We start from the raw sequence: 11,906 nt of genomic DNA, 5'->3' as shown, positions 1-11,906 counted from the left end.
GGAGGATGTTAACGTTCTTCTTGGTGAAAAACGCAAATGTTAACATTGAAGACTAAAAATAGTCTAAAAGTAAAAACACGGCACAAGCAAGGCGCTTATACCGTGTCAAAAATAGTGAGTAATGGTTAAGCTAGTGCAGAAAGCTGCTTCCCATCGATCACTTGAATGGCGCTTAAGTAATCCAGCAAGGTATTTACTTGAGTGGTTAAATCACCTTTACTGGTATCAATGGTCAATTCAGCTGCAAGGGGCTGCTCATAAGGCGAAGATATGCCAGTAAAATTCGCTATTTCTCCACTTCTTGCTTTGGCATAAAGCCCTTTAGGATCGCGAGCTTCACAGACACTCAAAGGCGTTGATACATGAATTTCAATGAACTTCCCCTCAGGAAATAATGCTCTCACGCGTTCTCTTTCTGCCAAAGTCGGTGAAATAAAAGCTGATAGCACCACTAAACCTGCATCAACCATTAACTTAGCAACTTCACCGACACGACGTAGATTTTCGTCTCGATCTTCCAAGCTAAAGCCTAAATCTTTACATAAACCATGACGAACATTGTCACCATCAAGTAGATAGGTATGGAAGCCTGACTCAAATAAAGCTCGTTCAAGTGCTCCCGCTAATGTTGACTTACCTGAACCTGAAAGCCCTGTAAACCAAAGCAACACTGGACTTTGACCTTTCTGGTCACCTCTGGCAGCTTGGTCAATTACATGTTGATGCCATACTATGTCTGTCATAAAGACTCCAAATTCAGCCTAATTTGCTGATTACTTAAAAGGAAATACGATTGGTACAACAGAAATCACAACCGCAGAATAAAGCACCGACATCGGTAACCCTAAACGAACAAAATCACTAAACTTATAATTGCCTGCGTTAAATACCATGAGATTAGTTTGATAACTATAAGGCGAAATAAAACTGGCACTTGCTCCAAAAACTACCGCCATGATGAAAGGTCTTGGATCCAGTCCATAATTAACTGCTACGGCATAGGCAACAGGAAAAGACAGCGCAGCTGCAGCATTGTTGGTTATCAACTCAGTGAGAATCAAAGTAACAAAGTAAATCCCCACAAAAGCCGCAAAATAGCCATAACCATTCAACACGCCAAGCATTCCTTGCGCCATGACATCCGCAAGCCCTGTTTCAAGCATTAAATTTGCTAGACCCAGTGCACTACCAACAATCACCACCAGCTCTATAGGAAACCGACGTTTAATTTCGGTCATATTCACTGCACCAATCGCCAGCAAGCCTAATAGCAACAGCACCAAGCCTTTAGCTAAAGGTAAGATATTTGCAATACTGGCTAATATGGTTATAGCAAAGCCAAACAAAACTAAATTACTGCGTTTGCTATCTAACCTAACGCTAAGATCTAGGCCGCTAATGGCAGCAAAATCCGTAGTTAACCTCGGATTAGTCGAAAAGCTATCGCCAGGCGTAATCAATAAAACATCACCTGGTTGTAATTCAATATCCCCAAGCCCCCCTTTTAACGGAAGGTGACCACGCCTAATTGCCATTACAGCCGCATCGTACTCTTCACGAAAACGCGCATCCTTTAAGCTAGTTCCCACTAATTTAGACGCAGGAGACAGCACTGCTTCCACAAGGTTTTGACCTTTAGCTTGTTGCTTGCCGAACCACTCCAAACCATCAAATTGATGCAATAGTTCAACTGACTCAACAGCACCACTAAAACGCAGTACATCGCCAGCTTGTAGCACTAACTGAGGTGGCACTGGACAGATTCGAATACCACTGCGCTCTAACTCGACTAAATACAATTTTTTAAGCGCGCGTAAACGGTTATCGACAACACTTTTACCCACCAAGGCAGATGTATCGGCGACATGCGCTTCTAACAAATAAGGTAATGACTCTTCTGCCGTATCAACCCGCCTATCAGGAAGTGTATTGGCGATTAACATTAACAACACGATGCCGCTCACAACCAGTACGATACCAACCAATGTAAATTCAAAAAAACCAAGCGGTTTCAAGTTGGCATTTTCAACAAACGAATTAACGATTAAGTTAGTGGAGGTACCAATTAATGTGAGCGTGCCCCCTAATATCGCAGCATAATTTAGCGGTAGTAGAAGCTTAGCTGGCGCATGGGTTTGATTGCGGCGAACAACACCAATCAGTGAAGCAACAACAGCCGTATTGTTTGTAAATGATGATAATAAAGCAGTAGAAACACCCAACTTAGCTAACGTCATTGGCAGTGAACTATTGCCTATCATTTGACTCAGCCTCGCCAAGAGGGAGGTCTTCTCTAAGGCAATCGCAGCTAACACGAGCAAGATTAAGGTAATTAAGCCGTTATTGGTAAAGCCAACAAGTGCACTCGATATATCAACCAACCCGAATAAGTAAGTGGTTAACAGTGCAAAAAAGAACAGTGCGGCAGGCGACGCAAGACCAGCGACTAACCCGCCAACCAAGGCAATTAATATAATAGCCAGCTGCCACACTTCACTCATTGATTATTTTCCAAAGACACTAATATCTTTCGCTTCCCAATGAGGGTAATGCTTACGTATTAGTGCATTTAACTCAACTTCAAATGGAGTAAATTGAGAGTCAGCTTGCAAACTACCTTGCTGACCTGCTACAACCATCGCAGCCCCAACAGTTGCATTGGTTAGACGATCGATAACGATCATGCCGCCAGTGTCACGCACTAATGTATAAGGATCTAAAATAATCGATTCAGTGAGCTCTAAATGAACTCTTGCAATTGCATTCAATGGCAGACTGTCAGCATCACTTTTTGCTAGTGTATTCACATCAACCACATATTCGATTGAACTAACACTTGCTTGAGTCTTTTTACCTGCCACTTTAACGTCATACTGCACACCAATCTGTAGAGATTTTTCATCCATCCACACAATGTCAGCTTGAATTTGGTTTGCTAGTGCAGGTGCACTGTCGGGCTTTGCAATTAAGTCGCCACGGGAAATATCAATTTCATCTTCTAATGTAATTGTAATGGCTTGACCTGCAACCGCTTCTTCTAAATCACCGTCAAAAGTGACCAAGCGAGCAACCTTGCTACGCTTACCAGAAGGTAGAGCAACGACCTCATCACCTACTTTAAATGAACCAGAGGCTAAAGTGCCGGAGAAACCTCTAAAGTCTAGATTTGGGCGCTGAACATATTGCACAGGGAATCGAGCTGGCAAGTCGGCTAATTCACGTTGTGTATCAATGGTTTCTAATAGCTCTAATAAAGTGCCACCTTGATACCAGTCAGTTTGCGGACTGCGGTCAACAACATTGTCACCTTTAAGCGCTGACAGTGGCACAAAGTGAAGGTCAAGCTCACCAAAATCTTTAACGAACTCTTTAAAGTCGGCTTCTATTTTATTGAATACTGACTCATCAAATGCCATTAAATCCATCTTGTTTACAGCGACAACAAAATGTTTAATGCCCACTAACGATGCAATAAATGCATGACGTTTAGTTTGTGTTTGCACGCCGTAACGAGCATCCACTAGAATTACAGCTAAATCACAGGTTGATGCACCTGTTGCCATGTTACGGGTGTACTGCTCGTGGCCTGGGGTATCTGAAATAATAAATTTGCGTTTTTCACTCGAGAAGTAGCGATACGCTACATCAATCGTAATACCTTGCTCTCGTTCAGCCTGTAAACCATCAACTAATAGCGCTAAATCAATTTCATCGCCTGTCGTTCCCATTTTGGCGCTATCGTTTTTAATACTTGCTAACTGATCTTCATAGATTTGCGCACTATCGTGTAATAAACGGCCAATTAAAGTACTTTTACCGTCATCCACACTGCCACAAGTCAAAAAGCGTAATAAGCCTTTATTCTGCTGAAGCGCTAAATATTCCTTCACACCATGCTGCTCAATTTCAGCTGCCATTTTGGTGGTATTATTCACTGCTTGATCCATAATTTTTCTCACTTACATTCTTTACGATGACATTCGTATCAATTCAATTCTCGAAAACCATTCACCACAGAAAATTAGAAATACCCTTGACGTTTTTTAAGTTCCATAGAGGCGCTTTGATCAGAGTCAATAAGACGCCCTTCTCGCTCACTTGAGCGGGTTAGCAGCATTTCTTCAATAATCTTTTCTAAGGTGTCTGCTTCAGAATTCATTGCCGCAGTTAATGGGTAACAGCCTAAGGTTCTAAAACGCACCTTCTGATAAGTCACTTCTTCATTTGGCTCTAATGGCATTCTGTCATCGTCTTTAAGGATCAACTGGCTTCCTTTTTGTACTACAGGACGTTCAGCCGCAAAATATAACGGAACAAGCTCAATGTTTTCTTGATAGATATATTGCCAAATATCTAACTCTGTCCAATTTGATAATGGAAATACGCGAATGCTTTCGCCTTTATTGACTGCGCCATTGTATGTACGCCATAACTCAGGTCGTTGATTTTTAGGATCCCAACGGTGATGTTTATCCCTAAACGAATAAACACGCTCTTTAGCACGAGACTTTTCTTCATCACGACGTGCTCCACCAAAAGCAGCATCAAATCCATATTGGTTAAGAGCTTGCTTTAAGCCTTGCGTTTTCATGATATCAGTGTGCTTGGAACTACCATGGTCAAAAGGGTTAATGCCTTGAGCAACGCCCTCTGGGTTTTGATGTGTCAGTAATTCAAAGCCAAATTTTTTGGCTTGTTCATCACGGAACTTAATCATCTCTTTAAACTTCCAGCCTGTATCAACATGCAATAAAGGAAATGGGATCTTGCCAGGATAGAAAGCTTTACGGGCCAGATGAAGCATTACCGAAGAGTCTTTACCAATTGAATACAGCATCACTGGGTTATCAAACTCAGCTGCGACTTCACGAATGATCTGGATACTCTCAGCTTCCAGTTGTTCTAAATGGCTTAATGAACGACTTGCCATGATTACTCTCCATTACCAAGACTGCAAAACAGTTAGAAATTAATAAATTGGGTAAATTACAATCCGAGGGCTGTAATTTCTGAATGTATTTGGGAAGTCGTTGCGGATGCTGGTGTGAACCAGTTTAATGTTTCCGCAAGCTCAACTACTTCACCGATAATCATCAGCGCAGGCATTTCAAGTGCTGCATCTGCCGCTAATTGGGGTAAGTCACTTAACTTACCGATAAATCTTTGTTGTAAAGCCGTGGTTGCTTTAGACACAATAGCCACTGGTGTATCAGGATGTCGGCCATGGCTCATTAAGCCTTCGCTGATAATATTGGCATTCAAAATACCCATATACACCACTAAGGTGTTGGATGAATTAGCATAGCCTTGCCAATCCATCGGTCGACTCTCCAACTGGCAATGCCCAGTAATAAACGACACTCCTTGAGCATAATCTCGGTGAGTGAGTGGAATTCCAGCATAAGCTGCTGTACCACTAGCGGCTGTAATACCGGGGACGACTTCAAATTCAACATCACTTTTAACTAAAGTTTGGAGCTCTTCTCCACCGCGACCAAAAATAAATGGGTCGCCACCCTTTAAACGAACCACATTTTTACGGGTATACGCCTTAGTCACTAATAATTGATTAATCTCATCTTGTGCAGCACTGTGTTTACCAACACGCTTACCTACAGCGATTTTTTCTGCAGCAGCAGGAATAAGATCCAGAATTTCTTGGCTAACAAGTGCATCATAAAGTACCGCATCAGCTTGTTTAATAACGCGATAAGCTTTTAACGTGAGTAGTTCAACATCACCGGGACCAGCACCGACCAACCATACTTTGCCTTTAGCCTGCTGACCAGGCATTGATACTAATTCCATGACCTACTTACCTTTCGATAATTAATTAAGGGTAAATATAGCGGTTTATATATTCCACATATAATATGTATTGATTAGCTTTTATTCCTTTTAGTTATATACAGAGTTATCTATTAATCTTTTTTCAGTACATATTACGCTGCTAGTATTTGCACTTTGTTGTCTTACATTTGTTTTATAAATGCGTAAGTTTTGTTTCACCTTTGTATCCTCAGTGATAACCTATGACGAAAATTAAGTAAAAAGGGAATTCAATGAGAACATTTTTTGGCATCGCTTTGACGATATGCATGCTCTATGACGTTTCTCAACTCGCATTCGCAAATGAGTCATTAGTTGATGAACGAGTAAAGAGTGAGACAGAGACATCTGAAAAACGCTTCGTGATCACACCTCATAAGGTGAATTACATCCTGCCTTACACTTACAATGACACCCCGAATACTGCTCCATACGTCGACTTTAAGACGGGCAACGACGACGCTGATGAGCACGTTGATAATGCTGAAGCTAAGTTTCAAATAAGCTTCAAGTTTCCTCTTTGGTACAATGTTTTTGGTGATAATGGCCATTTATTTTTTGCTTATACCAACCAATCTTATTGGCAGGTATATAACAAAGACATCTCATCTCCTTTCAGAGAAACTAATCACGAACCTGAAATTTTTATGTTATTCAACAATGACTGGGAAGTTGCAGGCCTAAGAAACTCATTTTGGGGCCTTGGTGCAGTCCATCAATCAAATGGGAAGTCAGGAAGTTTATCTCGTAGCTGGAATCGTATTTATGGCGAAATGGTTTTTGATCGTGGCCCTTTTGCACTCGGATTTAAAGCGTGGTATCGCATTCCTGAAGATGAGAAAGAAACTCCAACATCAGCAGATGGTGATGACAACCCAGATATCGGCGATTACATGGGGAATTTTGAAGTGACGGCGATTTATGGTCTAGGTGAACATCGCTTTACCTTAATGGGACGTAACAATTTAGATAGCCCCAATAAAGGCGCAATAGAAGCAACTTGGAGTTACCCTATACTAGGTAACCTTAGATTATATACACAATACTTTAACGGTTATGGCGAGAGCATGATTGATTATAATCACCATAACCAACGTATCGGTATTGGCGTATCAATTAACGACATTTTATAACGCTGACAAATAAGTAAATAAAAAAGGTGAACCGCAAAGGTTCACCTTTTTTTATTAGTAATCATAATGATTTATTTTGCTTTGCTATTCGCTTTGGTAGAGATAGCAAGGCCTTTATCGGTGACATCGAAAGTAAACTGCATGCGCATATCATAATCTTTCAAAGCAGAAATCTCTTCAGGAATAGGTTCACCACTGTCTTCAATCAGTTTCAACACTGGCGTGAGAAGTTTCTGATAGTCTAACGACATTGCTGTTAAGCCGTTAGCGACCACTTGCTCATCATTTAGCTGATTCGCTAATGCTTCACCTTTTTCACCGCTATAAATCACAATATGCTGGTCTTTAACCGCCATTTTAGCAGTGACGCCAAGCTCAGGCGGTAACATTAGGTATGGAGTGACATCGACCGCATCACCATTCTTAGTGAGTTCAACATTCGCTAACTGAGGTACAAAAGGCTTAACCATGTTGAGTAACATATCAGGATCATTGGCAGAAAGAGCAATTAACGAATCTAACTGCTTAAATCCAGGCTCACCATTTTCATCAGTTAAGGTGAAGTCGATGATAGATGCACTAACGCCTTGCACGCCATTCGCCATACCAGTCATCATGCCGAGCATCGCCGGATTTTGTTCGCTTAAGCCATATTGCATTTGCGCTAGCGCTTCACACTGATAACTCGGAGTTTGCAGATCTTGCCAAATTTCAGTCAATGCCGGCGCCAATTGCATCACGTTTAAACCAATGCCTACAGAAGCTACATTGTCATTGAGGTTTTGGGCAAAACCAGGAATAAAGCCACGCATTTTAGTCAATGCACCTAGTATCACTTGGTTATTAGACTCAATCACGACTTTTGCATCAAAATTAGTTTGCTTTCTATCAACGGAGAATGACGTTAATCCCATCACCGTTTTTGGCCAATTAGCTGCAATAGCACCAAATTCAGCTTTACATTCTGGTGTTTTGAATTCAGCGAATGGATCACTTTGAGTGCCATCCATCTCAACCAGTTTAGTCAGTTGCTTCGCCAACATATTGCCATCAGAAGAAGTTAATCCTTTCACTAACTCCACATGGTTAACAAAGCTGATGCTGTCTTGTAAAAAGCCATGTGTAGACGTAATGTTTTCAATGACATTAGTATCACTGATAGGGTTATCGACTTTCGTTAGCCCTAAAGCGGTTTCTAACAACGAAGCTTGGTTAAACGAAGTGTTTAATGTAATCGTCAACCAGCCGTCTTGTTGTGCAAAAACCATATCAATGGTTTCATCTTCTGCAATCAGAGGATAAGCACGATATTCAAGGCCTTTAATCGACTCAGCTTTATGCACTAAGCCACTCTCTTCAGACGCCTTATCTAATAAAGCCCAAATAGCCGCCTCATTCTCAACCTGAATTTTGAATACCGGTAATGCACCTAAAGTGTATGTATAAGATTCAATTTGAGAAGGAAAACCAAACGTTTTTAAGAATAAGTCTGGGTTTTCAAAACTGGTTAGATAGCTCTTATATAAGCTAACAAAAAAACGCTCTTGTTCAGTGCTAAAAGGGCCTGCTTGCTCTAACTGCTCAAGTGAAGCTTTGCTATTTAATCCCATTGGCATGGAATATAAATAATCTTCCAGAGGAAATGGCGTTAGCTGACCTGAAAATAGTAAGGTGTCAGCCGGAATGTATTGCAGCATTTCATTCGCTGAAACAGCGTTATCTTCTTTACTTGTGAGTACATAAGCACCGGCACCAACTGCAATAACAGCCGCAGCAATTGCGAGTTTTTTCATTTTTTGCTCCATAAATTACATGCACATTAAAACAAGTCACTCTTCCTTGAGAGTTATTGGTTTATTTTGAGTTCAATTAGGTTAATGCGACACATCAACATCAATTTTTAATAGCTAGCGCAATAACTTAGCATTATTTTTTAATGAATCACAGAAAACGGGCAGGATAAGCCATCATTTACAAAATATTTGCCAAAAAATGTTTAATGGCTGACTAGTCGATGACATCGAGTAAACGATAAACGAAGGGGAATTTCTCGGTAAGTCACCCAAGGGTGACTTACCGAGAAATCAAAGTTGATTGCACTTACGCTAGCAAGCCAATCACTGGGCACTCGATAAATCGAGTGAGGCTTTTGGAGGTACTGGGTGAGCAACAACTCACCTAAAGTGTCGACAAAAACCATCTACGGGAACTTTCTAATTTAGACTATAAAATTAACTTGTGCATAATTTTAAAGTCGATTTTTGACGAAAAAATGTCAGCAGATATAAAATCAGTCAATAGTCTTAATTGAGCGAACAATATACCCCAATTGAATGAGGTTAAACGCTAGATAAATAAAGCGTAACCAAACTATTTTATTCATTGATTTTATGCAAAATAAAAAATATCAGCACGGATGCTGATATTTTAAGTCGGTCAATCACGCTTGAATACACAGCTATATTTCGTAGTGTAAACCACACTCACGCTTTAAACCGTTGAAACGTGTTTCTTCTTCGCTCATCCCAAGCTCTAACGGCTTACTAGAGTGAGTATCACCCACCGAAACATACCCTTGCTCCCATAAAGGATGATAAGGCAAATCATGTTTGGTTAAATATTCATGCACGTCTTTATTAGTCCATTCAATAATCGGCAGTAATTTAAAACGATTTCCGTGAATGGCTAAAATAGGTAACGCTTCACGGGTGCTTGCCTGTGAGCGACGAAGTCCAGCAAACCAAGTACCAACATTGAGTTCGTTTAAAGCGCGCTGCATAGGCTCAACTTTATTGATACGGTTGTATTTCTCTAAACCATCAAGTCCTTGTTCCCACAGTTTTCCGTAACGCGCTTCTTGCCAAGCAGACGATTCGCTTGCTTTATAAACGTTAAGATTTAGCTCCAATCGTTCTGTGAGCTGATCAATAAATTGATAAGTTTCAGGAAACAAATAACCAGTATCAGTCAACAAGACAGGAATATCAGCTTGTGCTTGGCTTACCATATGCAACATAACCGCAGCTTGTATACCAAAGCTAGATGATAATGCATGTTCGCCCGGCAACAGTGCTAAGCCCCAAGTCACACGTTCTTGTGCTGTTAATCCAGCTAAAAACTCATTCACTTGCGCTAATACAATAGCCTGCTCCTCTTTAGGAGCAGTCAGTAGCGCAAGCAATTCATTTTGATTAATCATCATTAATCCCTCATTGGTAAGACTCAATTAGAGCCTTAACCATGAAAATCTTTCGCAGCATCATTTACTGCTTTCACGATGCCATGACGAACGGTAAAGTTACCAAAAGTTTCGCCAGCATCACGCTCTTGTACATACAAACCAAACAAGTTGTCTAATTCAGCTAAAATCTCAGCTTCTTGAATGTTTTCTTTGTACATTTTATTTAATCGCGTACCTTCAAAGCTTGCGCCTAGGTATAAGTTATATCGCCCAGGAGCTTTGCCAACTAAACCAATCTCGGCCGCAAAGGGTCTTGCACAGCCATTAGGGCAGCCTGTCATACGCACCACGATGGCTTGTTCGCTAATACCATGTTTCGTCTGTAATGCATCAATATGGTCAATAAACTCAGGAAAATAACGCTCAGCTTCCGCCATCGCCAAAGGACATGTAGGCAAAGCAACACAGGCAATTGAATGACCACGGGTCTGACTGATTAACTTACCAAAAAAACCATGTTGGCGAGCAAGATCTTCAATCGCTGCTTTATCTTCTTCTGAAACACCAGCAATAATCATATTTTGATTAGATGTCATTCTAAAATCGCCTTTATGAATTTTGGCAATTTCACGTAAACCCGTTTGCAATGTTTGACCTTCAACATCTTTAATACGACCGCTTTCGATAAATAAGGTCAGGTGCCATTTATTATCAACACCTTTAACCCAACCATATCGATCGCCTCGATCGCCAATCACGACATCACGTTTTGGTTCAAAATTGACACCTGCACGTTTTTCAACTTCAGCTTTAAATTCAGCAACGCCATGATCAACTATGGTGTACTTTAAACGTGAACGCTTACGATTAACACGATTACCCCAATCACGTTGAACTGTCATGACGGCTTCTGCAAACTTGATCACATCTGCAGTTTTAATAAATCCAAAATCATCAGCTAATCTTGGAAACGTTTCCACTTCACCATGCGTTGAGCCCATGCCACCGCCAGCAACTAAATTAAAGCCAACAAGCTCACCTGCTTCTGCCACTGCAACAAAACCTAAATCGTTGGTATACACGTCCACGTCATTATCTGGCGGTACAGCAACGGCCATTTTGAATTTACGTGGTAGGTAGGTTTTACCGTAAACAGGTTCATTAGTTTCAGTGTCTAATAACTTTTCTTCATCTAACCAAATCTCGGCATAAGCACGAGTATGAGGCAATAAATGATCTGACAATTCTTTTGCTACAGCATAAGCCTGTTGATGTAGTTTAGACTCAACAGGATTTGGGTTACACATCACGTTACGGTTAACATCACCACAAGCTGCAATCGAATCTAATGCTGCCCTATCTAAACCTTGGATCAGGGTTTTCAAATTACGCTTAGGAATGCCGTGATATTGAAAAGTTTGACGTGTCGTCAAACGAATACTATTCGAGGTTGTTAATGTTGATGAAATACGATCAACATCTAACCATTGTTCAGGCGAACAAATACCACCTGGCACACGAGCACGCAGCATGAAACTATATAAAGGCTCTAGCTTTTGCTCTTTACGCTCATTCCTTAAATCACGATCATCTTGCTGATAAAAACCATGAAACTTAATTAATTGCTGATCGCCATCACTAAATGATCCCGTGACTTGGGTATCTAAACCTTCTTTAATCGTGCCACGTAAATAATCACTGTCGGTTTTTAAGTACTCGTTTACTGCTAATTTTTGCTCACTCATCATGTGGCCTCTATCAAT

At 40.8% G+C, this 11,906-nt stretch carries 10 protein-coding genes; 1 reads left to right on the top strand and 9 read right to left on the bottom strand.

Annotated features, from left to right (window positions below; all coding sequences use genetic code 11):
- Nucleotides 1-125: 125 nt before the first annotated feature.
- The 5 genes from cysC to cobA form a co-directional block, all read right to left on the bottom strand.
- Nucleotides 126-743, bottom strand: coding sequence for an adenylyl-sulfate kinase (cysC, locus tag J8L86_RS07280; RefSeq protein ID WP_055025135.1), 618 nt, complete (start codon nt 741-743; stop codon nt 126-128).
- 30 nt (nt 744-773) lie between these two features.
- Nucleotides 774-2,501, bottom strand: coding sequence for an SLC13 family permease (locus tag J8L86_RS07275; protein ID WP_055025134.1), 1,728 nt, complete (start codon nt 2,499-2,501; stop codon nt 774-776).
- A gap of 3 nt (nt 2,502-2,504) precedes the next feature.
- On the bottom strand, nt 2,505-3,947 hold the full coding sequence (gene cysN / locus J8L86_RS07270) for a sulfate adenylyltransferase subunit CysN (RefSeq protein WP_211029624.1): 1,443 nt from the start codon (nt 3,945-3,947) through the stop codon (nt 2,505-2,507).
- A gap of 74 nt (nt 3,948-4,021) precedes the next feature.
- Nucleotides 4,022-4,930: a sulfate adenylyltransferase subunit CysD gene (gene cysD / locus J8L86_RS07265; RefSeq protein ID WP_055025132.1), complete on the bottom strand. Its 909-nt coding sequence runs from the start codon at nt 4,928-4,930 to the stop codon at nt 4,022-4,024.
- A gap of 56 nt (nt 4,931-4,986) precedes the next feature.
- A complete protein-coding gene (cobA, locus tag J8L86_RS07260) occupies nt 4,987-5,808 on the bottom strand; it encodes a uroporphyrinogen-III C-methyltransferase (RefSeq protein ID WP_055025131.1) in 822 nt (273 codons plus the stop codon).
- A 290-nt stretch (nt 5,809-6,098) separates the two neighbouring features.
- On the opposite strand from cobA, the gene J8L86_RS07255 reads away from it, so the two are divergent.
- The gene (locus J8L86_RS07255) at nt 6,099-6,962 is read left to right on the top strand and encodes a phospholipase A (RefSeq protein ID WP_055025194.1); all 864 of its coding nucleotides are present in this window, start codon (nt 6,099-6,101) and stop codon (nt 6,960-6,962) included.
- Between the two features lie 71 nt (nt 6,963-7,033).
- Here J8L86_RS07255 and J8L86_RS07250 read toward each other — a convergent pair whose 3' ends face one another.
- From J8L86_RS07250 to cysI, 4 genes are all read right to left on the bottom strand, one after another.
- Entirely contained in the window at nt 7,034-8,755 is a 1,722-nt protein-coding gene (locus tag J8L86_RS07250; protein ID WP_065109594.1) for a hypothetical protein, read from the bottom strand.
- Between the two features lie 203 nt (nt 8,756-8,958).
- Nucleotides 8,959-9,162 carry a hypothetical protein gene (locus tag J8L86_RS07245; RefSeq protein WP_211029538.1) on the bottom strand — a complete coding sequence of 68 codons (204 nt, stop codon included), beginning with the start codon at nt 9,160-9,162 and terminating at the stop codon, nt 8,959-8,961.
- Between the two features lie 258 nt (nt 9,163-9,420).
- The gene (locus J8L86_RS07240; RefSeq protein WP_065109527.1) at nt 9,421-10,164 is read right to left on the bottom strand and encodes a phosphoadenylyl-sulfate reductase; all 744 of its coding nucleotides are present in this window, start codon (nt 10,162-10,164) and stop codon (nt 9,421-9,423) included.
- Nucleotides 10,165-10,196: 32 nt separating this feature from the next.
- Nucleotides 10,197-11,888 (bottom strand): assimilatory sulfite reductase (NADPH) hemoprotein subunit, encoded by a 1,692-nt coding sequence (gene cysI / locus J8L86_RS07235; protein WP_211029622.1) that lies wholly within the window; start codon nt 11,886-11,888, stop codon nt 10,197-10,199.
- Between the last annotated feature and the right edge of the window lie 18 nt (nt 11,889-11,906).

This window comes from Shewanella sp. MMG014 (assembly GCF_018100775.1).
Lineage (GTDB): Bacteria > Pseudomonadota > Gammaproteobacteria > Enterobacterales > Shewanellaceae > Shewanella > Shewanella japonica.
Note: the sequence above shows the minus strand (reverse complement) of the source record. Positions and strands in the feature narration are given on the sequence as shown.